Annotated in this window: 17 protein-coding genes; 6 read left to right on the forward strand and 11 right to left on the reverse strand. The window is 60.5% G+C overall.

The window, feature by feature from the left end; all coding sequences use genetic code 11:
* Positions 1-44: 44 nt before the first annotated feature.
* The 5 genes from AABM54_RS17020 to AABM54_RS17040 all read right to left on the reverse strand — a co-directional run bounded on the left by AABM54_RS17020 (position 45) and on the right by AABM54_RS17040 (position 9,652).
* On the reverse strand, positions 45-3,284 hold the full coding sequence (locus tag AABM54_RS17020; RefSeq protein WP_347901151.1) for a transporter substrate-binding domain-containing protein: 3,240 nt from the start codon (positions 3,282-3,284) through the stop codon (positions 45-47).
* Entirely contained in the window at positions 3,285-3,911 is a 627-nt protein-coding gene (locus tag AABM54_RS17025) for a response regulator transcription factor (RefSeq protein WP_347901152.1), read from the reverse strand.
* 251 nt (positions 3,912-4,162) lie between these two features.
* Positions 4,163-6,928, reverse strand: a complete 2,766-nt coding sequence (gene mgtA, locus AABM54_RS17030; RefSeq protein WP_347901153.1) for a magnesium-translocating P-type ATPase — start codon at positions 6,926-6,928, stop codon at positions 4,163-4,165.
* Between the two features lie 769 nt (positions 6,929-7,697).
* A complete protein-coding gene (locus AABM54_RS17035; RefSeq protein WP_347901154.1) occupies positions 7,698-9,035 on the reverse strand; it encodes a SidA/IucD/PvdA family monooxygenase in 1,338 nt (445 codons plus the stop codon).
* Positions 9,036-9,169: 134 nt separating this feature from the next.
* Entirely contained in the window at positions 9,170-9,652 is a 483-nt protein-coding gene (locus AABM54_RS17040; protein WP_347901155.1) for a sigma-70 family RNA polymerase sigma factor, read from the reverse strand.
* Between the two features lie 322 nt (positions 9,653-9,974).
* On the opposite strand from AABM54_RS17040, the gene AABM54_RS17045 reads away from it, so the two are divergent.
* Genes AABM54_RS17045 through AABM54_RS17055 form a run of 3 tightly spaced genes read left to right on the forward strand, consistent with a single transcriptional unit; the run spans position 9,975 to position 14,526 of the window.
* Positions 9,975-11,150, forward strand: coding sequence for an efflux RND transporter periplasmic adaptor subunit (locus AABM54_RS17045; protein ID WP_347901156.1), 1,176 nt, complete (start codon positions 9,975-9,977; stop codon positions 11,148-11,150).
* Entirely contained in the window at positions 11,151-13,124 is a 1,974-nt protein-coding gene (locus AABM54_RS17050) for a MacB family efflux pump subunit (RefSeq protein ID WP_347901157.1), read from the forward strand.
* 7 nt (positions 13,125-13,131) lie between these two features.
* Entirely contained in the window at positions 13,132-14,526 is a 1,395-nt protein-coding gene (locus AABM54_RS17055; RefSeq protein WP_347901158.1) for an efflux transporter outer membrane subunit, read from the forward strand.
* Between the two features lie 66 nt (positions 14,527-14,592).
* On the opposite strand, the gene AABM54_RS17060 is transcribed toward AABM54_RS17055, so the two are convergent.
* The 6 genes from AABM54_RS17060 to AABM54_RS17085 all read right to left on the reverse strand — a co-directional run bounded on the left by AABM54_RS17060 (position 14,593) and on the right by AABM54_RS17085 (position 22,182).
* Positions 14,593-15,747 (reverse strand): MFS transporter, encoded by a 1,155-nt coding sequence (locus tag AABM54_RS17060; protein WP_347901159.1) that lies wholly within the window; start codon positions 15,745-15,747, stop codon positions 14,593-14,595.
* A gap of 13 nt (positions 15,748-15,760) precedes the next feature.
* On the reverse strand, positions 15,761-16,999 hold the full coding sequence (locus tag AABM54_RS17065; RefSeq protein WP_347901160.1) for an ATP-grasp domain-containing protein: 1,239 nt from the start codon (positions 16,997-16,999) through the stop codon (positions 15,761-15,763).
* A complete protein-coding gene (locus tag AABM54_RS17070; RefSeq protein WP_347901162.1) occupies positions 16,992-18,224 on the reverse strand; it encodes an ATP-grasp domain-containing protein in 1,233 nt (410 codons plus the stop codon). Before AABM54_RS17070 ends, AABM54_RS17065 begins: the two co-directional genes overlap by 8 nt.
* Entirely contained in the window at positions 18,221-19,234 is a 1,014-nt protein-coding gene (locus AABM54_RS17075; protein ID WP_347901164.1) for a pyridoxal-phosphate dependent enzyme, read from the reverse strand. Before AABM54_RS17075 ends, AABM54_RS17070 begins: the two co-directional genes overlap by 4 nt.
* A 10-nt stretch (positions 19,235-19,244) precedes the next feature.
* On the reverse strand, positions 19,245-20,117 hold the full coding sequence (locus AABM54_RS17080; protein WP_347901166.1) for a hypothetical protein: 873 nt from the start codon (positions 20,115-20,117) through the stop codon (positions 19,245-19,247).
* A gap of 442 nt (positions 20,118-20,559) precedes the next feature.
* Positions 20,560-22,182 carry a PvdJ/PvdD/PvdP-like protein gene (locus tag AABM54_RS17085; protein ID WP_347901167.1) on the reverse strand — a complete coding sequence of 541 codons (1,623 nt, stop codon included), beginning with the start codon at positions 22,180-22,182 and terminating at the stop codon, positions 20,560-20,562.
* A 184-nt stretch (positions 22,183-22,366) separates the two neighbouring features.
* On the opposite strand from AABM54_RS17085, the gene pvdM reads away from it, so the two are divergent.
* Genes pvdM through AABM54_RS17100 form a run of 3 tightly spaced genes read left to right on the forward strand, consistent with a single transcriptional unit; the run spans position 22,367 to position 25,938 of the window.
* Positions 22,367-23,737 carry a pyoverdine-tailoring dipeptidase-like protein PvdM gene (gene pvdM / locus AABM54_RS17090; protein WP_347901168.1) on the forward strand — a complete coding sequence of 457 codons (1,371 nt, stop codon included), beginning with the start codon at positions 22,367-22,369 and terminating at the stop codon, positions 23,735-23,737.
* A complete protein-coding gene (locus AABM54_RS17095) occupies positions 23,734-25,014 on the forward strand; it encodes an aminotransferase class V-fold PLP-dependent enzyme (RefSeq protein WP_347901170.1) in 1,281 nt (426 codons plus the stop codon). Before pvdM ends, AABM54_RS17095 begins: the two co-directional genes overlap by 4 nt.
* 33 nt (positions 25,015-25,047) lie before the next feature.
* Positions 25,048-25,938 carry a formylglycine-generating enzyme family protein gene (locus AABM54_RS17100; protein ID WP_347901172.1) on the forward strand — a complete coding sequence of 297 codons (891 nt, stop codon included), beginning with the start codon at positions 25,048-25,050 and terminating at the stop codon, positions 25,936-25,938.
* Positions 25,939-25,968 lie beyond the last annotated feature (30 nt).

The raw sequence follows: 25,968 nt of genomic DNA on the forward strand, positions 1-25,968 counted from the left end.
CTACAAGCCTTGAGCGTCAAACGGCTGAGCGAGTGAAGCACCGATCAATTGGGCTCCAGGCTGCGACCCAAGCGTGTCATCGCCTGCTGCAGTTCATCGACCGCCGCGTTGAGCAACTGAACATCGTCCTGCCAACAGGCGGCTTCCAGTTGTTCGCACCCGGCCAGCAATCGATGGGCCCCGACAATGCGGGCGCCGCCCTTGATCCGGTGCGCCAGGTCACTCAGGCCTTTACGGTCATCGCGTCGGTGAAGCTCTCGCAGTTGTTCCAGGTCCAGGGCATTGCTGCTGGCCAGGTCACGCACCAATTGGTTGATCAGCGTGCGGTCGCTGCCGACAAATTTTTCCAGGCCGCTCAGGTCCATTTCTGCCGAGGCTGGATGTTCATCGTCGATAGGCGACGGGGATGGGTTATCGGCAAACCTTGCCCCCAACCAATCGCCCAAATCCTTCAGGCTGATGGGTTTGAACAGGCAATCGTCCATGCCGGCCTCCACACATCGCACCTTTTCCTCGGGTTGGGCATTGGCGGTGAAGCCGAGGATCAAACAGGCTTGCTGACCACTGGCCCGCTCCTCGTCACGGATGGCACCGGCCAACTCATAGCCATTCATGACCGGCATGTTGCAATCGGTGATGACCACGTCAAAGAACTGCTCCCGCCACCGCTGCAACGCCCGTTCGCCGTCCGGGGCATCGGTGAAGCGATGGCCCAGGTAACTCAACTGGCGGGTGAGCAGCAACCGATTGGCCGGGTAATCGTCGACCACCAGGATGTTCAGGACGCGTATCGGTGCTGACGCCTCGTCGTGCGGCGGTGACTCCAATGGCGCCAGGCTCGGGACATCCAGCGTCACTTCGACCTCGGTGCCCTGCCCCAACACACTCTCCAACCGTAACCGTCCGCCCATGGCTTCACACAACGCCCGGCAGATGACCAGCCCCAGACCCGAGCCGCTACGGGATGATTGCCCATGGTTGCTGGCCTGGACAAAGGGGCTGAACAGCCGTTGCTGGTCAGCCGTGCTCAGGCCGATTCCACTGTCTTCGACCCGCAGTGCGACACGTAAATGCCCTTGCTCGCGCGGCGGTTTGATCTCGACGTACAGCGTCACTGCGCCCTGGCGGGTGAACTTGATGGCATTGCTCAACAGATTGGACAGCACCTGCTTAAGGCGCAGCGGGTCGATCAACACATCACGATCACAGCGTGGGTCCAGCGTCACCTTCCACTTCAGGTGTTTTTGCAGGGCAAGGCCTTCGAATACCTGCGCCACCGACTCGATCACTGCGCGTAAGTTGGCGCGTTCAGGCGCCAACGTCAGGTGCCCCGACTCGATACGCGCGATGTCCAGAATGTCGCCGATCAACTCCAGCAACTGCTGCGCCGCCGTTGATGCGACCTCAATCGCGGGACGGTCAAGCACGCCGTGATCGGCCTGCTTCGTCGCCAGTTCCAGCATGCCGATCAGGGCGTTCATGGGCGTACGGATTTCATGGCTCATGGTCGCCAGGAATGTGGTCTTGGCCCGATTGGCTTCGTCCGCTGCCTGCTTGGCCTGTTGCAGCTGCAACAGCAGTTGCTGGCGCTTGCGGATCTGGCTGCGCTGGTAACCGATCCAGCCCAGCGCCAGCAACAACAACAGCGTTGCCCCCACAACCCCCTGAATGAGGGCACTGCGATGGCGCAGCCAGTAGCTGTCATCCACCGCCAGGTCGGTGCGCCAGGGGTTGCTCAGTTCGTCCATTTCCTCGGGCGAAATGCTCAACAGTGCCTTGTTCAAAATCGAGTTCAGCTCCAGCTCGCCACGCTGCGTGGCAAAACTGACGAGCGCAGGCTCATTGCCGAGGGTGCTGGTCACCGCCAACTGGTCGCGGTACTGCCGGGCAATCAGGTAGCGGGCGATGATCAGCGAACTCACCGAGGCATCGGCCTGCCCCTTGGCCACCAGCTCTATGCCTTCGGCCGGGGTTTGCACCTCGACAAAGCGAATGCCCGGCACCTGTGCCAGCAGGAAGTCACGCAGGGCGTGCCCGCGGTAGATCGCCAGACGTTTGCCAGACATGTCATCCAGGGTCTGCGGTCGTTTCAGATCGGTGCTGCTGACCAGCACAAACGGGTTGACCAGGTAAGGACGGGTGAACTGCATCTCGGCCTGAAGTTCGGTGGTGGGAGGGAGAACCGCCAGCATGTCCAGCTCGCCGTGCTTGAGCTGGGCGATTTGCTCATTCAACGAATCGCCCGGCACCACCTCGAAACGCAGCCCGGTGCGCAGGCTGATCCGGGCCATGATCTGCGCACTCAACCCGACAAAATCACCCTTGGCGTCGTAAAACGAGAGAGGGGCAAAACGCGCGTTCACCCCGACCCTGACCGACGGGTGGCTGTGCAGCCAGCGCTGCTCGCTGTCGCTCAACTGCAACCGTTGCGTGCTGCTGAAACGGCTGCCGGCACTCCAGCGACGCAGGATGGTGGAGCGTTCTTCGAGCGGAATCGCCGTCAGGGCCGCATCGATGATCCGTCGCAAGCGGGTGTTATCGGCCGCCACGGTAAACGCAAACGGGTTGACTTCCAGCCGCGCGAAATCAACCAGTTGCACATTATTCAGGTAGTTATTGTTGATCAGGTAACTGGCGCTGATGGAGTCCCCGATGTAGACGTCCGCCCGGCCAAAGGCAACGGCGCCGATGGCGCTCAGGGTCGAGGGATAGAGTTGCAGGCGAGCCTTGGGATAAAAAGCCTCGACCGCCTGCGTTGGCAGATAGTGATCAAGCATCGCCACCCGCTGGCCGGCGAGGTCCGTGGCCAGCTTGCCGCTGGCGCCCGTGCGCGCGACCAGCGCCGGTGTATCGTCCGCGTAAGAGAGGGACATCAGCAGTTGCGGGTCCGCTGCCTCGAAACCGTTGGCCGTGCCCAGCAGGTCCACGTCCCCGGCCTTCAGCGCGGCAATCACCGCCAACCGCGAGTCATAACGCTGCACATCGACCCTGACATGCAGCAACTGGCTCAACAGGTCGGCATAGTCGGCGGTAATGCCCTCCAGGTCGTTGTCATTGACGGTGAGTTCGAACGGCGCATAGTCCGGCGCCGACGCTCCCAGCCGCACATGGCCCTTTTCGCGCAACCAGCGCCAGTCGTCCTCGCTCAAGGTTGCCTGGTAGCCATCAACCGTCGAACGCCCCAGCAGATGCAAGGCGCGAGGTTCGGCGCCCAGACTCGCCATCGACCACAACAGGCCGAGCAATGTCAGGGTCACCCGCCAGCCACGCACAGTCGTGTTCATTCAGATCAACTGATTGCGCTTGGCGAAATCGCGCAGATGAACCAGCGACTTCACGTTGAGTTTTTCAATCAACCGCGTTTTGTAGGTGCTGACGGTCTTGTGGCTCAGCAACATCGCCTCGGCGATGTCCTTGTTGCTGGAGCCACGGGCCAGGCACTGGAAAATGCTCAGTTCACGGTCAGAAAGACTCTCGATCATTTGCAACTCGCTGCGCTGAACGTCATTCATGCTCACTGAGCTTTCGGGCAACCTGGGAAAATAGCTGTAGTTGTTCATGATGGCCTGCACGGCTTTGCGCAACTCTTGCAGGTCATTGGTTTTGGCGATGTAACCCAAGGCCCCCTCGCGCATACAACGACTGACGTAAAACTGTGCGGCCTTCGCGGTGAACACCAGTACGCGGTTGGAGGCGCCACTGGCCTTGATCCGCGACAACACGTCCAGACCATCGAGGTTGGGGATATCCAGGTCCAGAATCACCAGGTCAGGCGAGTGTTCGCGGATCATTTGCACGGCTTCGACACCTGTGGAAGCCTCCAGAATGACGGTGAAGCGCTCCTGTTCGAGCACCATTTTGACCGCGGCCCGGATAACCGGATGATCGTCGACGATCAGCACTGAACTCATGGAAATTCCCTGTCGATATGGCGATGTCCCGCTGCATCACCCTGCCAAGCGTAGACGCAACGGCTGCGCATCGACTGTTACACGCCATGAAGCCAAGAGCTACCTGTCAGAACTGACAGTTCCGACGAACGGTAAGGAATCAGCTCCAGACGGCGACCCGACGAAAGCGGTGTGCAGTCATTACAAATGTGACTGGCACACCGCCATCGCGAGCAGGCTTGCTCCCACAGGGACTGTGTTGTCCGAACTGTTTACTGCCAGCCAAACCGGCGGATGTAGAAGCCCTTCACCGCTTGGGTCAGGGCCATGTACGCCAGCAGAATCACCGGCAGGAACACGAAGTACATCGACGGCAATGCCTGCAGTTTGAAGTAATGCGCCAGCGGCCCCATCGGCAGGAAGATCCCGACTGCCATGATGATCCCGGTCATCACCAGCAGCGGCATCGCGGCGCGGCTTTGCAGGAACGGAATCTTCGGCGTGCGGATCATGTGCACGATCAGCGTCTGGGTCAGCAGCCCCACCACGAACCAGCCCGACTGGAACAGGGTTTGATGGTCCGGGGTATTGGCATCGAACACATACCACATCAAGGCGAACGTCAGGATGTCAAAGATCGAACTGATCGGGCCAAAGAACAGCATGAAGCGCCCCACATCGCCTGGCTGCCAGCGTTGCGGTTTTTTCAGCATCTCTTCATCGACGTTATCGAACGGGATGGCGATCTGCGAAATATCGTAGAGCAGGTTCTGCACCAGCAGGTGCATCGGCAGCATCGGCAGGAACGGGATAAACGCACTGGCCACCAGCACCGAGAACACGTTGCCGAAGTTCGAACTGGCGGTCATCTTGATGTACTTGAGCATGTTGGCGAAGGTCCGGCGTCCTTCCAACACACCCTCCTCCAGCACCATCAGGCTCTTTTCCAGGAGGATGATGTCCGCCGCTTCCTTGGCGATGTCCACGGCGCTGTCCACCGAAATACCGATGTCGGCAGTGCGCAACGCCGGTGCGTCATTGATGCCGTCGCCCATGAAACCGACCACGTGCCCGTTGGCCTTGAGTAACCGCACGATGCGTTCCTTGTGGGACGGCGTCAGCTTGGCAAACACGTTGGTCGTCTCCACTGCCACTGCCAACTCGGCATCGCTCATGCGTTCGATGTCGTTGCCCATCAGCAAGCCTTGCTGTTCCAGGCCCACTTCGCGGCAGATTTTTGCCGTGACCAGTTCGTTGTCGCCGGTCAGCACCTTGACCGCCACACCGTGGGCCGCCAACGCCTTGAGCGCGGGCGCGGTGCTTTCTTTGGGTGGGTCAAGGAACGCCACGTAACCAATCAGCGTCAATGCCTGCTCGTCCGCCAGGCTATAAGTGTCGCGCCCGGCCTGCATCGGCCGCGCAGCCACGGCCACTACCCGCAGGCCTTCTTCGTTGAAGTCGGCGGTGACCTCACGGATGCGCGCCAGCAGTTCTTCAGTGAGTGTTTCTTCGGCCTCGCCATGACGCACGCGCTTGCACACTGCCAGCACTTCTTCAACGGCGCCCTTGCAGATCAGCAGGTGAGGACGATCCTTCTCGGCGACCACCACCGACATGCGCCGGCGGGTGAAGTCGAACGGAATCTCGTCGACTTTCTGGAAGGCCGTCCCGACTTTCAACTCGCGGTGCACTTCGACGTGTTCAAGGACGGCCACGTCCAGCAGGTTTTTCAGGCCGGTCTGGTAGTAGCTGTTCAGGTAGGCCATTTCCAGCACGTCATCGGACTCTTCACCCCAGACGTCGACATGGCGGGCCAGGAAAATCTTGTCCTGGGTCAGGGTGCCGGTCTTGTCGGTGCAGAGCACATCCATGGCGCCGAAGTTCTGGATCGCGTCGAGGCGTTTGACGATGACTTTTTTGCGCGACAGGAACACTGCGCCCTTGGCCAACGTCGAGGTGACGATCATCGGCAGCATTTCCGGGGTCAGGCCCACGGCGATGGACAGCGCGAACAGCAGCGCTTCCATCCAGTCACCCTTGGTGAAACCGTTGATGAACAGCACCAGCGGCGCCATCACGAACATGAAGCGGATCAGCAACCAACTGACCTTGTTGACGCCGGTCTGGAACGAGGTCGGTGCGCGGTCGGTGGCGCTGACACGTTGCGCCAACGCGCCGAAATAGGTGCTGTTGCCGGTGGTCAGGACCACCGCGGTCGCCGCGCCCGACACCACGTTGGTGCCCATGAACAGGATGTTGTCCAGGTCCAGTGGGTTGCTGGTGTCGCTGTCTTGCTGGCGGGGGAATTTTTCCACCGGCATCGATTCGCCGGTCATGGCCGCCTGGCTGACGAACAGGTCCTTGGCGCTCAACACACGGCAATCCGCCGGAATCATGTCACCGGCCGAGAGCACGATCAGGTCGCCAGGCACCAACTGCTTGATCGGCAGTTCGATACGCTGCGTGCCTTTGGCGTGAGTCGCCGCGCCGTAGAACCTGCCGAACACCGGTGCCGCTTCGGCACTGGAGTCTCGGCGCATGACGGTGGCGGTGTTGCTGACCATCGCCTTGAGCGCGTCGGCGGCCTTGTTCGACTTGGTTTCCTGCCAGAAACGCAGAAAGGTCGAGAGCACTACCATGGAGAAAATCACCGTGGCGGCTTTCATGTCTTCCGTCAGCCACGAGATAACCGCCAACAAGGTCAGCAGCAGGTTGAAGGGGTTTTTGTAGCAGTGCCACAAGTGAGTCCACCATGGCAGTGGCTGCTCATGCTCGACTTCGTTGAGGCCGTACTGCTCGCGCAATGCATCGGCTTCGACGTCGCTCAGGCCATCGGTATGGCTGCCGAGGGTGTCCAGCAACGGGCCGGTGTCGCTGTTGGCCGCGCTCACCAGGGTTTGCGCCAGGGTGGGCGGGACTTCACGGTTGACCGTGGCGTCGGTGAAGCTTTCCAGCAGTGCCAGTCGGCGGAAATGCCGGGCAAAGTGCCGGGTACGCAGGAAGCCTGCGAAGAACTCTTTCAAGAGGGTGAGTTTCATGGTGTTACTCCTGCGCCGCCCACGCCCCACCCTCTTTTGGGTGACTACGCAGGCAGTCGTAAATCGGAACAGTCAGGCATTTTTTAGGAGTCTCGCGAGAGGGCTTACGCCCGGAACAATCGCAAACGCATCGGCAGCACGGGTCGATGCTGTCGGCAGTGGATCTGAATGATGATGGTGCCCATGGCTATTCCCCTGACGGTCAACGCTGGGAAACCTTCGAGCAGGTACACCCGCCCACGGTTTGCCTGGAAAAAAGGCAAACAGGACTGGCCCGCCTGTCGTAAACGACAGGCGCGTCGATAGAGCTGCGATCACGACAGGAAAGTCGGAATCACACGCTGATCAGCGTCGGTGAGAGGACGTCGGGACACGGGCCAGGACGGGCCGTGATCGGGATGCCGCTTCTCGCTTTGCGGCGAGACAACGGCACAGGAGACTGCGCGTTATCTTGCCGAGACTATGCCGGTTGCCGTAACCGGCCGACTACTGTCACTCGAACAAGTACCCACTGTGGGTCTCCGCTATTGATGAAAACGCGCGAAGCTTACGCGCCGATATTCAGAGAGTAAACCCAGGAAAAGCTTTCGCCGGATGAATCCGGGAGTTCTTCAGGAAGGGTTCAGGATTGAAGATTTGTGGTGTTCTTTTTGGCCCCTTCGCGAGCAAGCCCGCTCCCACAATGGACCTGTGTTCGCAGGACTAATGTGGGAGCGGGCTTGCTCCGGGCGGCGTACCGACGAAGGCGACCTCACAGGTGCCACAAATCTCAGCTGGCCGTGGCCAACAACAGGTCCAGCACCGAACGGCTGTGCCCGCGTGATTTACCGTGGTCGTACAGCGAACCGGCAATCTCGTCGGCACGGATCGGCAGCACCGACAGCAAGGTGTCACTCAAGCCGTGGCTGGCCTGGCAGAAGCCCTGCATGTAGATGCCGGCCTTGCAGCGCTCGTCGGTGATCAGTTTGTAATTGCGGTCGACCTCGAAGTCCCCCAGGTACTGGGCCAGCGGCGCCAGCAATTTGCGGTGCATCTGACGCTCGTAACCCGTGGCCAGGACCACCGCGTCATAGTGACGAACCATCAACTCGCCGGAGGCATTGTTGCGCAGCGCCAACTGAACGCCGTTCTCGGTGGCCGTGGCTTTTTCCACCGTGGTCAGGGTACGGAACGCGTGACGGGCAACGCCCGAGACTTTCTGACGGTAGAAGATGCCGTAGATGCGTTCGATCAGGTCGATGTCCACCACCGAATAGTTGGTGTTGTGGTACTCGTTGACCAAGCGTTCGCGCTCGCTGCTGACCTGCTGGAACACCAGGTCGGTGAACTCCGGGGAAAACACTTCGTTGACGAACGGGCTGTCGTCCGCCGGCTTGAGCGCCGAACCGCGCAGGATCATGTCGACCTGCACCGACGGGAAGCTGTCATTGAGGTCGATGAACGCTTCCGCCGCACTCTGCCCGCCGCCGATGATCGCAATGTTCATCGCCTGGCCATTCACACACGGCTGCTTGGCCATGCGTTCCAGGTACTGGGAATGGTGGAACACCCGAGCATCATCCTTCAGGCCCTTGAAGGCCTCGGGAATACGCGGCGTGCCGCCGGCGCTGACGACCACCGAACGGGTGGTACGCACGAACTCCTGCCCCTGGGTATCCCGGGAAATTACCCGCAAGGCTTCGACCTGCTGGTGATGCATCACCGGTTCGATGGCCAGCACTTCCTCACCGTAGCGGCTCTGCTCGGTGAACTGCCCGGCGACCCAGCGCAGGTAGTCGTTGTACTCCATGCGGCACGGGTAAAAGGTGCCCAGGTTGATGAAGTCCACCAGGCGAGCGTGGTGTTTCAGGTAATTGACGAACGAGTAAGGGCTGGTCGGATTGCGCAGCGTGACCAGGTCCTTGAGGAACGAGATCTGCAATTCGCTCTGGGTGACCAGTGTATTGCCGTGCCAGCGGTAGTCGGCCTGTTTGTCGAGGAACAGCACATCCAGTTCGCCCTGCGCCTGGCTGCGCTCTTGCAGCGCAATGGCCAGCGCCAGGTTCGAGGGACCAAAACCGATGCCAATCAGATCGTGAACGATGGCCGATGCAATTGCTTGTGTCATTTCCAGTGTCCTCTGGATAAGCCGCTCAACAGTGGGCAGCGAAAGCCTGGGTGACCTGGCCGGCCCTGGACAGGACAGCAGGTCGTCTGTTGAGTAGGAACGAGGACAATGAAAAAAAATTTACTGGGAAAGGATCAATGGGCATCCCACTGCCGCACACGCACCCGGCAATGCTTCATGGCATTGACGATGTGCTTTTCCACCAGACTGCGGGAAATACCCAGGCGCTCGGCGATCTCCGGGTGGGACAGGCCTTCGATCTTGCGCAGCAGAAAACTCTCGCGGCACAGCGCCGGCAGCTCGGCCAACGCCCGTTGCAGCATGTCCAGCCGCTGCCGGTGATCAAGGCAACTGTGGGGTGAAGGCGTGAAAAACCGTTCTTCGCTGTCCAGCACATCCAGCGACTCGACCTGACGCAAGGCGTTGCGACGGTGGCCGTCGATCACCAGGTTCAGCGCGGTGCGGTAGAGGAAGGCCCGGGGCTGCTCGATCGGCGTGTCACTGGAACGCTCCAGTACCCGCACATACGCGTCATGCACCACATCTTCGGCCACCTGACGGTTGCCCAGCTTGGCGTTAAGGAAACACACCAGCTCGCGATAGTAGTTCTCCAACATGACTCCCGACCGCTTGGGGCGCGGTTTCTATCGTTGCGCCACACCGCCAGCCTCGGGAAACGATGGCGGCACGATGATGGCAGATTCTAGGGTGCGTAATTTATAGTAATTCTCATATAGATTTAAAGCGCCCCATGCATTTGCCGGGAAATTTTCCTGCCCTATACCTGTAACCCCATGTGTTTTCACTTAAATTCCCGTTCGGTTTCATCGTTTAATGGACAGTTTCCCGTGCCTGTCAGCTCTGCGACAGCATTCAGTGGTGGTCCAGACTTGACCACGTCCTGACTCACGGGCCGATTTCCATTGGCCGGAATACTGCATGAAACGTCCCCGACAGACCCGCCGCGCCCTGCTTGTAACACTTTGCCTGATCCCTGTTGTTGCGCTCGCCGCCTGGCAAATCATCCCGCCCGGCCGGGACAAGTTCGCCACCGTGCTAGTCAGCCGGGGTGACATCGAAAGCAGCGTGACCGCGCTGGGTACATTGCAACCACGACGTTATGTGGATGTGGGCGCCCAGGCCTCCGGGCAGATCCACAAGATTCATGTCGAAGCAGGCGACGTGGTCAAGGAAGGTCAGTTGCTGGTGGAAATCGACCCGTCCACGCAAAAGGCCAAACTCGACGCCGGGCGTTTCTCCATCGAGAACCTCAAGGCCCAGTTGCAAGAGCAGCAAGCCCTGCACGACCTCGCGCAGCAGAAATACCGCCGCCAACAGACACTCGCCAGCGGCGGCGCCACCCGCGAAGAAGACGTGCAGACCGCCCAGGCCGAAGTGCGCGCCACCAAGGCGCGCATCGAAATGTTCCAGGCGCAGATCCGCCAAGCCCAGGCGAGCCTGCGTAGCGACGAAGCGGAACTCGGTTACACGCGCATCTACGCGCCAATGTCCGGCACGGTGGTCGCGGTGGACGCGCGCGAAGGCCAGACCCTCAATGCGCAACAACAGACGCCGTTGATTTTGCGGATTGCCAAACTGTCGCCCATGACGGTCTGGGCTGAAGTCTCGGAAGCTGACATCGGCCACGTCAAACCCGGCATGAACGCCTACTTCACCACCCTGAGCGGCGGTGCCCGACGCTGGAACAGCACGGTTCGCCAGATCCTCCCCGTCCCCCCAAAACCGCTGGATCAAACCAGCCAGGGTGGCGGCAGTGGCAGCCCGTCGGGAAGCAAAAGCGGCAGCGGGCGCGTGGTGCTCTACACCGTGTTGCTGGACGTCGATAACAGTGACAACACGTTAATGGCGGAAATGACCACCCAAGTCTTTTTTGTCGCCGGGGAAGCGAAGAACGTGCTGACCGCGCCCGTCTCCGCCTTGCAAAATGGTGCGAAAGCCTCGATCCAGAATGTTCGGGTCGTCGCCCAGAATGGCCAGATCCAACAACGCGAAATCAGCACCGGCATCAGCGATCGGCTGCGCGTGCAGATCCTCGACGGTCTGAACGAGGGCGATCACCTGTTGATCGGCCCGGCTGACGGCAGCGGAGGCTGAATGCAAACGCCGCTGATCGACCTCAAAGACATTCGCAAATCCTATGGCGGTGGCGATGCTCCTGAAGTTCACGTCTTGCGCGGTATTGACCTGTCGATCCATGCAGGTGAGTTCGTGGCCATTGTGGGCGCTTCCGGTTCCGGCAAGTCGACGCTGATGAACATCCTCGGCTGCCTCGACCGGCCGACCTGTGGTGAATACCGGTTCGCCGGCGAAAATGTCGCCCACCTGGACAGCGACGAACTGGCCTGGCTGCGCCGTGAGGCCTTTGGCTTTGTGTTCCAGGGTTATCACCTGATCCCTTCAGGTTCAGCCCAGGAAAACGTCGAAATGCCGGCCATCTACGCCGGCACCCCGGCAGCCGAACGCCACGCCCGCGCGGCCGCCCTGCTGGATCGGCTGGGGCTGGCCGAGCGCACCGGCAACCGCCCGCATCAATTGTCCGGTGGCCAACAGCAACGGGTGTCGATTGCCCGGGCCCTGATGAATGGCGGCCACATCATCCTCGCTGACGAACCCACCGGCGCCCTCGACAGCCACAGCGGCGCCGAGGTCATGACCCTGCTCGATGAACTGGCGAGCCAGGGGCACGTGGTCATTCTGATCACCCACGACCGCGAAGTCGCGGCCCGTGCCAAACGCATCATCGAGATCCGTGACGGGCTGATCATCAGCGACAGCGCACACAACAACCCCGACGCGCAGCACTCGGCCAACCCGGGAGCCTTGCAAGCGGTAGACCTGCGACAGCGCCTGAGCGAAGGCAGCGAAATAACCGGTGCATGGAAAGGCGAGTTGATTGATGCCATGCAGGCCGCCTGGCGGGTGATGTGGATCAACCGGTTTCGCACTGCGCTGACATTGCTCGGCATCATCATCGGCGTCGCCTCGGTCGTGGTGATGCTGGCGGTGGGCGAAGGCAGCAAGCGCCAGGTCATGGCGCAAATGGGGGCCTTCGGTTCGAACATCATTTACCTCAGTGGCTCCTCGCCCAACCCGCGCACACCGCCCGGGGTCGTCACCCTCAGTGACGTCGCCGCGCTCTCCTTGTTGCCCCAGGTCAAACGCATCATGCCGGTCAATGGCGCCGAAGCCGGCGTGCGGTTCGGTAACGTCGATCACACCAGTTACGTGGGCGGCAACGACACCAATTTCCCGACGATCTTCAGTTGGCCGGTTGTCCAGGGCAGCTACTTCACCCAGGCCGACGAAGACAATGCCGCCGCCGTGGCGGTGATTGGCAAAAAGGTTCGCGACAAACTGCTCAAGGATGTCGCCGACCCGATTGGCCAGTACATCCTGATCGAAAACGTGCCCTTTCAGGTGGTCGGCGTACTCGCCGAAAAAGGTTCCAGCAGTGGCGACCAGGACAGCGACGATCGTATTGCCGTGCCTTACTCGGCCGCCAGCGTTCGACTGTTTGGAAGCCACAACCCCGAATATGTGGTGATCGCCGCGGCCGACGCACGCAAGGTCAAGGAAGCCGAACAAGCCATCGACGAACTGATGCGAAAACTCCACGACGGCAAACACGACTATGAGTTGACCAACAACGCCGCGATGATCCAGGCCGAAGCCCGGACACAAAACACCCTGTCGTTGATGCTCGGTTCGATTGCCGCGATTTCCCTGCTGGTGGGCGGCATCGGAGTGATGAACATCATGCTGATGACCGTGCGCGAGCGCACCCGCGAAATCGGCATCCGCATGGCTACCGGCGCTCGCCAACGGGACATCCTGCGCCAGTTCCTCACCGAAGCGGTGATGCTCTCGGTGGTCGGCGGGATCGCCGGCATCGCCCTGGCGCTGCTGGTCGGCGGCATTCTGATTCTCAGCGAAGTGGCCGTGGCCTTCACCGCGCTCGCGGTGCTCGGCGCCTTCGCCTGTGCGCTGGTGACCGGCGTTGTCTTCGGCTTCATGCCGGCCCGCAAAGCTGCCCGGCTCGACCCGGTAACGGCCCTGACCAGTGAATGATCGAACGATGAAATCGCCCCTGACCCTGCTCTCCCTCTGCCTGTTGCTCAGCGCATGCGCCAACCCGGTGCCGCGCCCGGACAGCGGCTTGCAAGCGCCCGCGTCCTGGCACTCGCCGAACACCGAAACCGCCGCGCTCCAACGCGGGCAATGGTGGACCACTTTCGGCAGCCCGGAACTGGATCGCCTCATCGAACAGGCCCGTGCCGGCAGTTACGACCTGGCGGCAGCGACGGCCCGGGTTCGTCAGGCCCAGGCTGGCGCAGTCGTGGCCGGTGGCCCGTTGTTGCCCGAGGTGAAAGCCGGCGTGAATGCCAACCGGCAGAAACTGTTGCGAGGTAACGGCTACAGCCAGTTGGATGCCGACAACAGCAATAAAGCCGTGGACTATTTCGATGCAACCTTGAGCGCCAGTTACGAGATCGACTTCTGGGGCGGCCGTCGCGCGGCCCGTGACAGCGCCGTACTGGGTGTGCGCGCCAGCGAGTTCGATCAGGCGACCGTTGAGCTGACACTGCTCAGCGGCGTCGCCAATGCTTACGCGCAAACCCTGTCGCTGCGCGAGCAAAGCCGAATCGCCGCGCTCAACCTGGCCAATGCGCAAAACGTGTTGAAACTGGTCCAGACCCGACATGACGCAGGCAGCGCAACCACCCTTGAATTGGCGCAACAGAAGAGCCTGGTCGCCGCTCAACAACGCCAGTTGCCGCTGGTTCAGCAACAGGCCGAAGAAGCCTTGATTACCCTGGCCGCCCTCCTCGGCCAACCGGTCCAGAACCTGACGCTCGGCAGCCAGCGCCTCGATCAACTGAACTGGCCGAGCATCGGCGCCGGACTGCCCAGCGAACTGCTCAGCCGTCGTCCGGACATCGCCCGGGCCGAAGCGCAACTCGCTGCCGCCCAGGCTGACGTCACCGTGGCCCGAGCGGCGATGCTACCCACCGTCACCTTGAGCGCCAGCCTGGGCTCCGGTGCCGACACCGTGTCGGACATTCTGCGCAGTCCGTTCTACAACCTGACCGCCGGGCTGGTGGCGCCGATCTTCAACAACGGGCGCCTGAGCGCCGGGCGCGACCAGGCCCGCGCCCGCCAGGAAGAACTGCTGCAAACCTACCGTGGGGCAATCATCAATGGTTTCGCCGACGTCGAAAAAGCCCTGACCGGCATTCGCGGTCTGGACCAGCAACGGCAGTGGCAAAGCGAAGAACTCAGCCAGGCGCAAATCGCCTTCGATATCGCCGAAAGTCGCTACAAGGCTGGCGCCGAAGACCTGCTCACGGTCCTCGAAACCCAGCGCACGTTGTACGCCGCCCAGGACCTCAACGTGCAACTGCGCTTGTCGCGCCTGCAAGCCAGCATTGCGCTGTACAAGGCACTGGGCGGTGGCTGGCAAGTGCTGTGAGCCATGCCTGAATGCAAAAACCGCCCGTTCCAGACGAAACGAGCGGTTCTTGTTTGAGCTTCAGCTTCAAGCCTGACTGTTGACCACCGCCAGCTTGCGTTTGAACGACAACACCGCCAGCACCACCACTGCCACGACCAACGCCTGGATGGCAAGAACACTCCAGAACGTACCGAGCTGCTGGTTGTTTTGCATGTAGTCGTACAACGCCCCACCGATCAGCGCGCTGACAAACGCGCCCAGTCCTGCCGACAATCGTTGCATGCCAAAGGCGAACGCCGGTTTGTCGGGGACTGCATTGAGGATCTCCAGATCGCCTTTCAGGAACAGCACCATCTCCGCGAAGGTAATCATGACCGTGCCCACAATCAGCGCCCAGACACTGCCGATCGACAGGAAGTACATGCTCAGCGACAGCATCATGAACGAGAAGAACATGCTCGCCCGGTAAGACGCCTCGGCAATCACCTTGGACAGCAACGGCTGGCCAAAGAACACCAGCAACGCATTGACCGTCAGCAGCCCGCCATACAACCCCGCCGAGTGCAGGCTCGTCGTGTACGGCCCCATGTAGTTCTGGAAGAAGAAGTAACCGTAAAAGGCCAGGGCATTCAAGGCAAACGGCACCCCCATCAACTTCAGGTACGACACCTTGCCCGCGCGCGGAGGATGCTTGCTGACCTGGGCCGCGCTGTCGACAAAGGCCCAATGCGCCAGGGTCAACACCACGAACACCACGAAAATCACCCAGAACAGGACCTCGCTGTTGCCCAGCAAAAACAGCCCGCCAACCAATGGCCCCATGGCCATCCCCGCGTTCAGCGCCGAACTGGACAACGACAGGAACAACGGCCGCTCGCTGACCGGCACCGCGTTGACGATGTAGGCCTTGTTCGCCGGCAGGTACAGCGCCGCGCCGGTGGCAATGATGATCACCGCCGGTATCAGCCAGTCGGCCCGTTCAAGGGACGCCAGCAACAGCGCAAACCCCAGCGTACGCACCGTAAGCGCCAGCAGCATGGTGCGTTTCAACCCCAGCCGCTCGGCGACAACGCCACCGATGAAGCCGCCACCGAACTGGATCAGCGAAGCAAACCCGAGCACCCAGCCGACTGCCGCCATGTCCATGTGATTGTGCCGGGTCAACAGAATCGGCACGAACGGCAGCACCATGAAGCTGCCAAACGGGATCAGGAACGAACTCAAAATCAGGAACTTCAAGCTCGACGGTAGGTTACTTAAATGATGGATGCCAAACCGAGCCGTTTTCATATTCAATCCAGAGGCGTTCTTGAATCTGTGCAAATTTCTTGAACAGGTCGTCGTGCGAATCGGCGGTCAACAGCAGGTTGCCTTTGCGTTCGCTGTTGTTGGTAATCGGCTTGATGTCGTCTCCGACCTTGACCTCAAGCGTCGCCTCGATCAGCCCGCCGATGGACTTCAGGTCTTCTATATCGCTGACCCTGGCAACCACCCCGGCGTCCGGTAGCAGGCTGAAAAACGCCGCCACCTGATTCATCGCGCTCGGCACCGGCACCTGCTTTTCACCCACTAGGTTGTTGAGTGTCAGGTCGACCTGCTTGACCCCCGTGGTGAGTTCGAGCATTTTCCAGATCCGGTCACCGCCCACACGCGTCTGTGACTCGATGATGAAGGGCTGGTGATCCCGCGAGAGCTTGACCTCGGTGTGCGCCACGCCGTTCCTCAACCGGACCGCAGTGAGGAACTCGCGCACGGTGCGCTCGATGCTCGCGCTCGTACGCTCATCAAGGTTATGCGGCGGAACGATGATGTGGTTCGACAGCGCGTAGGGATAACCCACCATCCTGGCCACCGACATCGTGATGATGTGATGCTCGCCATCAACCGACAGGCTTTCGATGCTGTAGAGCTGGTCGCTGTCCACCAGTTGTTCGGCGATGAAATCCACGCGTTCTTCTTCGGGCACTGCGCTGATGTAACCCTGGAGTTCCTCGACCGAACGGATCTGCTGTACCCCGACGCTGGCCGCCCCACTGATGGGTTTGACGATAATCGAGGGGCCATGGGCCTGGTAAAAATCGATCAGTTGCTCCGTGGCACTGAAGCGCTGCCAGGGCAGTTTCAAGTGTGGGTGCTTGTCGAGCACCTCGCGCATCTTGTCCTTGTAGCGGGTGACCGACACCGCCCACAGGTCCATCCCGGGCACCTGCAACGCATCGGCGATCACCGCCGCTGTTTCCATGCCCAGCTCGGTAAATGAAATCACCGCATCGAACGGTTCTTCCGCATGGATCTGCCGCGCCGTGGCCAGGCACACACCGATCTGCGCGACATTCAGTGCCACCTTGTGCCGGGCCGGTGCCAGGAGCGCCGGATCAAACGCCACGGCGGGGCTCAGGCTGCCGAAATAGGAAACGTCAAACCCGTTGTCGAACGCCTTCTCGATGATGTCGTTCCAGCCGCCGATCATTAACAGATGAGGCTTAGGCATCGTTCGACCCTCCGGCCTGCACCACCACCGTCAGTTTTGAACGGGCCGCGAAGGCATTGAGCAAGGCTATTTCCGAGTTCTCGCCTTCGGCCACCAGAATGCCGACGCTGGCGCGCTGGTCCGTCAGGCTGGTGATGGCTTTGCCACGCTCAGCGGTTGGATAGAACATCGGTTGTCCGGGATGGCCGGCCAGCCTTTCCAGGCCCGTGACGCGCTCAAAGTGACCGGCCTGGCGGGCATACACGATGATCTGGCCGACTCCTTTTTGCGCGACCAGAGGCCTGTCCATCAACGCGGGCCGGCGCCCGAGGGCCATTTCGATAAAGGCTTCGTACAGGTTGTAATCGTAGACCCGGCACAGCGCTTCGCCGATTTGCACGCCGCCCAGGCGCGGGTTGATCTCAACCACTTCAAAGCCTGTTTCGGTAATGAAGAATTCGGTATGGGCGAAACCGTTGGTGTAACCGACGCCGCTCAGCACCTTGTCGATCCACAACGACAGCGCCTGCGTTTTTGGCTCCCCCAGGTTCACCGGTGACGCGAGGGCTTCTTCACGGAACTCAGGCTCTTCGGAGACCACCCGACTGGTGACGGCCAGCACGCGGTTTTCGCCTTTCCAGGACAGGGTTTCGACGCTGTACAGGGTGCCGGAAATGAACGGCTCGATGGCAATCTTGCCCTTCAGCGCTGCCTGGCGCGCCTGTGCCAGCACGCGACAGGTGTCTTCATCGTTATGGGCCATCCAGACGTTCTGGCTGCCGGTGCCAGCGGTGTCCTTGATGATGACCGGGTATTCGAGGCCACGGCACACCTCTCGCGAATCGGCCGTGGCCGGGGTGACTTCGATGCTCTTGCCGGCCGACAAGCCCAACTCATGCAGGCGATTTCTCAGGCGGAACTTGTTGCGCACCAGCCGAATGGATTCAGGGTCCTGGCTGTCCAGCCCACAGGCCTGGGCAATGTCCAGGCAATCCAGGCTCCAGGTGTCGGTTGTGCTCAACAGGCCTTGCACATCGGGCATGGCCTTGAGCGTGTCGATCACCAAGGGTTTGTCGAAGGTGTCGAGTTCAATGATCTCCAGCGTATCGCTGTCGATGTTCGCCAGCTCGTACGCGTAAACCGAGGTGTCGCGCGTCAACAGCGTCAGCTTCACCCCAAAGTGCTCTGCCGCACTTACCATTTTGCCCAAGCCAAAGGTCAAGGCTTCCAACGCAACAATAGTCATACCGTACCTTCCGCAACGTTAAATTCCCGACGATTCCAGTTCATCACCGCCCAGGGCAGTTGGAGCTGGTCGATGTGTTCGATAACCGTCGGTTGAAGTTCGTCCGCACGCCTGGCGTCCGGGTGGTGGGCAAATACCCCGTCGATGTAGCGATGGCCGGTGTCCGCCGCGACAAACAGAATGTTTCTATCCGCCGCCATGGCGGCCTCGCGTCGGGCGGCGAGGTAATTGCACCCCGTGGACAACCCGGCAAACACTGCATGCTGGCGGAGCAAGTCGACCGAACCGGACAGGCCATGGTCGAAGGAAATCCACTGGATTTCGTCGTAGAGCGTGTGATCGACATTGCGGAACGGGATCCCGCTGCCGATTCCGGCAATCACGATGCCGGGGTCTTCGATGTGGTCCGAATTGAAAGTGACGCTGCCAAACGGCTGCACGCCGATCAACTTCACCGAGGGATCGATGTCCCTTAACGGCTTGACCAGCCCACCGGTGGAGCAACCGGAACCCACGCCACCGACGATCGTCAGGTTGGCGGCCCCCAGGTCCTGCTCGATCTGCCGGGCAACCGCGGCGTATCCCAAGTAGTGGATGTCGTCGTGATACTGCTGCATCCAGTGAACGCCGGGGTTGTCGCGTACGATTTCCTGAATGCGGTTGACCCGGTAACTCTGATCCATTTTCAACGTGGCCGAGGGCGGAACCTGTTCAACGTGCACGCCCATGATGTTCAATTGGGTCATGAGCGTCTTGTCGACGGTCTTGGAGGCGATGATGTGGCACTTCATCTCATACTTGTTGCAGGCCAGTGCCAGTGCATAGGCATAAATACCGCTGGAGCTGTCCAGCAAGGTATCGCCCTTTTTCACCACGCCCGTGGCCAGCAAGTGTTCGACCGCGGCCAAGGCCGAATAAATCTTCATCGTTTCGAAGCGCAAACAGAACAGGTTGTTATCCAGCCTGATAATACTCGGCACTTTCATTGCATCGGCTATATGAGTGATCATTGCGTCATCCTTAACTTAGCCCAACTTTAACGAACGAACATTGCTTGCCCAGCCCGAAGAAAAAGGCAGACACCCTGCCAATATCCACAGCACTGGGTTTATTAATGAACAAGTAGCCCAACACACTGCCTGTGTGCGCCACAACAACGCCATCCGCCTGGAGCGCCTGTTGGCTCTCAAGAACAGCCTCAAAGTTCTTTTTAGGCAGAATCCCCTGAGACAATATCGCACTGCGTGTAGAACCCTCGCAAATCATTGACGCATCCGAACTCTTGAAGCCACGACGAACCAAGGTTAAGACTCGTGCATAGGCTTCGAAGTTTCTATCGTAATGCGCAATCAACTTGTCGTGGGTTTTCTCGGTATCGACCACTTCGCCTTCATCGATAAAACACGCATACAGGCTGGGGGAATACTGATAATCCTCGACCACTTTCTGCTTGCCACTGAGGTACAGGGCGTAGTGATCGAGAAACACGCTGTCGGAGCGTTCGATCTGGCGCAGGATGTCGGTCATCAAGCCGACCTGGGGCTCCAGGGAAAAGTGCGAATCCAGGCAACGAATGGCTGCGACGATATCGGCCGTCGAACTCGACATGCCTTTGCCTTGCAGCAGTTGTGAACTGAAATTCCAGTACCCCGGTGGCAACGTCCGCGAATGGTGCTGCAAGTACAGTTCGATGGCTTTGCGGGTTTTCGAGCGAGCGCCAATGCCATCATCCTGCCTGGCACCCGGACCGACGCTGAAATGCACCCAACTGTAACTTTTCAGTGGCAGCGAAATAATCGCAATGTTTAATTCGCCACTTTCCTCATGAGGCCCTTGAAAGAGTTCACCCAGTGTTCCATGACTGATACCGGTAAATACTTGTCGAGCGGGCATATTATTTTTGTAATGCAAGACTCCGTCCTCGCAAACGTTTGCTGTTTCAAGTTTATTTAATAGTCGCCCACCACAATACCGCCATAAGCCGACAACTCATCGCGCACGCGCATTATTGTCCGCATCTACAGCAACACTGATTCAAACATAAGGAGGGGTAAAACGAGGAATAACTTGAGACATATATTTTTCGTCCATGAAAAGCGTGTCATTGTCCTAGGCGAAACCATAACGTTACGATTTAGTTCATGTCAACCGCTTTTTCCAGCGATAGTTATCACCCTGTTTTATAAAGACTTTTCTTAAGCCGCCAACACCCAAACATTAACAAGTGTGGTCACGTGCAGTTACGAACAGGACTAATTAGTTAGTGAATCCAGTGTGCGAGGCTTGCCCACCCCGCGTCATCGCCGGCCCTGTCATGCAACAGGCCGGCGGCGCATCACACGGTTTGCTTGAGCTTCAGATGCCGCGCATACCAAGGCCGTTTCGGAATGCGCTTGAACAGGTTGGCGAGTTTTTCTTCATCACCGTAAGTGATGCGCAACGCGAGCTTCATGGTTTCCGGGTCCATTTCCACCGATTTTCCGACCTGCAGGCCCGGTGTCGGGCTGCAACCATGGGTGATCGGCCCAAGCCACGGGTCACCGGCTTCGACCCAGCGCCCCTGGGCAAACCACGGCACGCCATTGGCCTCCACGCGGGTGATTTCACCCGGATGAAAGCGTTCATGGGCGCGGAACCAGTCTTCCAGGCGATCATCAATCCAGCCATGGAAATACCAGAACACCGGGTTCACATGGGACGAGAACGGGTCCCCGAGAAAATCGTTTTCAGGGTGGAACCAGCGTGCAGAGAAATCCGCCGGATCACGCGCCATCGGCACCGGCGCGCCGTTGGACGGATCACGGGGCACCGAGGCCCAGCGCATGTGCAGCCAGTCGTGCAGCCCGAGTTCGATTTCCGAACCGAACTGGCCAAGCGTCAATTTCGAGAGATAACGCGGGTCGCGGTACTGCGACTCCCAGACCTGGAAATTGCTGTGATACGTCTCGGGCGCCTTGATGTCGCTGACCCACTGGCTGTAATCGGCATCGTCCTCGGCCATCCAGGTCGGTGGCAAGGCAAAGCCGTCATGGTTGTCGAAGTACCGGGCAAAGCCCTGGCGATCACGCTCCAGCTCGGGCTGAGGCATGGGGAAGCTCGACCAGGACGCAATGTCCTGCATCGAGCGCGCCGTGCCCAGCATGTGCCGGTGCATGAAGAAAAAGTCGATGCCCGAACCGTTGCGGTCCTTGCGCGGACCACGGGCGTCACGCTCCTGGTCTCGCGGGCCGGGCTGCCAGCCGATGCCGCGCAGGGCACCGCGTTTTTCTTCGGACAGGGTGTGCCATTTGTCCCGCGAGGCATGCCACAGCTGATGGAACAATCGATGCTCCGGGGAGATCAGCCACGCCAACAATGTCGGGGTCAGGCCAATTCGCTCGCGGGCTTCGGGGAATATGCGCTTGATGGCGATAAAACGATTCTCGCGCTCGGGCAACGTCAAAGGGTGATTCAGGTTCAGGATGACGCCGCTGAGCGTGCCGCTGCCGGCATTGCCGAAATCGGCCCAGACTTCGTCCAGGGTGACGATGAACTCATAATCCGGCGCGCCCTCGGCGCTGTCGCGACTGACCAGCCGCCAGCGCACTTGCGCCGGGCTCGCCGCCAACAGGTCGCCCACCACGCGGTAGCGCGGCTCGGCCTCTGCCCGCAAGTGTTCGGCGGTGTCCAGGTAGCCGCGCAGGCCACGGCCGCGATGGGCCACATCGAGAAACAACTCCAGGCCCGTGAGCGGCAAACCTTGCAGGCCCGCATCGCGCCCTTCGAAGCGGATGTCCCACACCCCGCGCAGGCTGTTGGCAAGCTGCTGCCCCGCCGTGGTCGCCAGGTCGACGGTGGCCTCGCCGGGGGTGATCGGCTCGTCCACGCGCGTCAGTTCGCGATGCCCGTAAAAAGCCGCAGGAACGGCGGCACCGGTCAGCGCCAGGCCCGCCATGAACCATCGTCGAGAAATCGTCATTGCCCTACCTGTGTCAGCCATGAAGCAGGCTTTATCCAAGCTAGAACGTTTGTTGCGCGGCAAAATTTAGCGCCGCGAAGGGCTGGCGAGACTCAGCCTAAATTTCCACCGCCCCGGCTCGTTCTTCCCAGATAGCAAAGGCCCCTGTGCCTGCACTTCGACGGCGAACCTGACTGAGATGGCAATGACAAAACCTCGTTCGAAAAAGGCTCTCTACATTGGCCTGCCCCTGGCATTGGCCGTGACCGCCGCAGCCGGCTTTTTCGCCTGGGACTACGGGTTCAGGAACAACCCCGGGTACCCGGTCAAGGTGATGAAACAGGCCGAGGAGCTGCAAGAGCGGATCATTTCCTTCGACAGCCACATCACCGTGCCGGTGACGTTCGGCACCGCCGGCAATGAAGCGGACAAGGAAGGCACCGACCCGTTCGACCTGGCCAAGGCCGCTCGCGGACGCCTGTCGGGAGCAGCGCTGACGATTTTCGGCTGGCCGGAAATCTGGAACGGCCCGAACGCCCCGCACAAGCCCACTGCTGGCTTCATCGACGGCGCCCGCAACGAGCAAGAGGTGCGCTACAAGATCATCAGCGGCTTGTTGCGCGACTTCCCGGAGCGCGTCGGCATCGCCTACACCCCCGACGATTTCCGTCGCCTGCACGGCGAAGGCAAGTTCGCGATCTTCATCAGCATGCTCAACGCCTACCCGCTGGGCAACGACTTGAACCAACTGGACCTGTGGGCCGCACGCGGCATGCGCATGTTCGGTTTCAGCTACATCGGCAATAACAATTGGGCCGACTCTTCGCGCCCGCTGCCGTTCTTCAATGACTCGCCGGACGCCCTCGGGGGTCTCTCCGCCATCGGCAAACAGGCGGTCAAGCGCCTCAATGACCTGGGCGTGATCATCGACGTGTCGCAAAGCTCGACCAAAACCCTGGAGCAGGTCGCCCAACTGAGCCGTACGCCGATGGTGGCCTCGCACTCGGCACCGCGCGCGCTGGTGGATATCCCGCGCAACCTCAGCGACAAGGAAATGCAACTGATCAAGGACAGCGGCGGCGTGGTGCAGATTGTCGGCTTCCCGGCCTATATCCGCCCGCTCAGCCAGGCCACCCGCGACAAGCTCAATGCGCTGCGCGCACGCTTTGACCTGCAACCGCTGACCACTCTGGAAATGGCCCTGATGCCGGGCGACCCGATCATTACCGTTTGGTCGGAACAGCGCTTCGGCGAATACGCCAGCGGCCTCTACGGCATCCTTGAGGAAGAACCCAAGGCCACGCTCAAGGACTATGGCGACGCCATTGATTACGCGGTCAAGAAGATCGGCATCGATCACGTCGGCATCAGTTCCGACTTCAATGACGGCGGCGGCCTGGACGGCTGGAAGGACGTCAGCGAAGGTCGCAACGTGACGGCCGAACTGATCTCGCGCGGCTACTCCGAAGCAGACATCGCCAAGCTCTGGGGCGGCAACTTCCTGCGGGTCTGGGCTGTGGTACAGAAAGCCGCCAAACCGGTGCTGATTTCCGGCCAGGAAGGGAACAAGCCATGAGTGACCGTCGTACGTTCCTCAAGCAGGCGGGCATCCTCGCGGCCGGCCTGCCATTGGCCGGCACCCTGCCCGCCTGTGCCAGCACCACGGCCCAGCCCGCAGTCAGCCCAAATAAATGGACCCGGTTACGCCAGCAGTTCGACCTTGATCCGACGCAGGTGCACCTGGCCAACTTTCTGGTGACGTCCCACCCCAAACCGGTACGCGATGCCATCGCGATGCACCGCGCCAGCCTTGATCGCAACCCCGGCCTGGCCATGGACTGGGACCTGGGTGAAACCGAAAAGCGTGAACAGAACGTGCGCGTCTGGGCCGGTCGCTACCTGAACGCCGACCCGCGGCAGATCGCCCTGACCGGCAGCACCACGGAAGGCCTGGCAATGATCTACGGCGGGATTCACGTACGCCCGGATCAGGAAATCCTCACCACCGAACACGAGCATTACGCAACCCACTACACGCTCGATTACCGCCAGCAAAAAGACCGTACCCGGGTGCGCAAGCTCACGTTGTTCGAGAACAGTCACAGTGTCTCGGAGGATGAAATCCTCACGTCGATCAAACGTGGCATCCGCCCCGAAACCCGTGTGTTGGGCATGACCTGGGTACACTCGGGCAGTGGCGTGAAACTGCCGATTGGCAAGATCGGGAAGCTGGTAGAAGCACTCAACCGCAACCGTGACGAAAAAGACCGGATCCTTTACGTGGTCGACGGTGTACACGGCTTTGGCGTGGAGGACCTCGACTTCCCCGACATGCACTGCGACTTCTTCATTGCCGGCACTCACAAGTGGATGTATGGCCCCCGTGGCACCGGGATCATCTGCGCCAAATCCAGAGTCCTCACCGACGTCACGCCGACGATCCCGACCTTTTCCGAAGCCACCGATTTCTCCACCATCATGACCCCCGGCGGCTACCACGCGTTCGAACACCGCTGGGCGCTGGACGAGGCGTTCAAGCTGCACCTGGAACTGGGCAAGGCCGACGTTCAAGCGCGCATCCATGCCCTGAACAGTGACCTCAAGCAACGCCTGTTGGCTCTGCCGCACATCGAGATGGTCACCCCGACCAGCCCGCAACTGTCTGCCGGTTTCACCTTCTTCCGGGTCAAGGGCAAGGACAGCGAGCAGATCGCCGCGTACCTCATGGCCAACCAGGTGATCTGCGACTCGGTGGACCGTGACGTTGGCCCGGTCGTGCGCACCGCGCCCTGCCTGCTCAACAGTGAAGCGGACCTTGACCGGTTCATGCGCACGCTGGCCAAAACCGTTTGAACCCGGGCCTTTTCCCCTTGAACGAGAGAACTCATGAACCGTGACACCCTCGCCGCTCCGCCCCTCAAGACCCTTGCAGCGCTGGCGTTCAGCGCCCTGCTCGGCGCCTTGCTGCCTGCCAGCGCCCAAGCCGCCACGGCCCCTCTGGCAGGCAAGGTATTCAAGGATTGCAAAGAGTGCCCGCAGATGGTCGTGCTGCCCGCGGGCACATTCACAATGGGCACCCCCGACAATGAAGTCGGCCGCGAACCTGACGAAAGCCCGATGCACCCGGTGACCTTCGCCAAGCCGTTCGCCATGAGCCGCTTCCAGGTCACTGCCGGTGAGTGGGACAGCTACCTCAAGGAAAGCGGCACCGTCATCGGCAACGGTGACACGCGCCCCGGTCGCGAATGCATTGCCAGCAAGCCGCGTTATGCACAGAGCCCGCGCCAACCGGCGGTGTGCATGAACGTCGAGGAGGTGCAAACCTACGTGGCGTGGCTGTCGAAAAAAACCGGCCAGCGCTACCACATGGTCAGCGAAGCGCAACGTGAGTATGCCGCCCGCGCTGGCTCCAGCGGGCCGTTCCCCTTCCCGTTCGATGAAGGCAAGGAATACAGCATCGCCAAACACGCCAACACCTACGGCCCCACCGATGGCTACAGCTACAGCTCGCCGGTAGGCAGCTACCCGCCGAACGCGTTCGGCATGTACGACATGCATGGCAACGTGTACGAATGGACGCCCGACTGCGAACACCCCGATTACGTCGGCGCACCCAGCGACGGCAGCGCCTGGCTGGAGGCCAACTGTGAGGCCGTGCGCATTCGCGGCAATGACTGGGGCGAAGCACCGGTGTTTTCCCGCTCGGGCAACCGCAACAGTCAGTACCCGCAAGAGCGCGGCGACTGGATTGGCTTTCGCGTCGCACGCGAGCTCTGAACCCCCGTTTTCAACCGCTTTGCCACAGGT

The organism is Pseudomonas purpurea (assembly GCF_039908635.1).
GTDB lineage: Bacteria > Pseudomonadota > Gammaproteobacteria > Pseudomonadales > Pseudomonadaceae > Aquipseudomonas > Aquipseudomonas purpurea.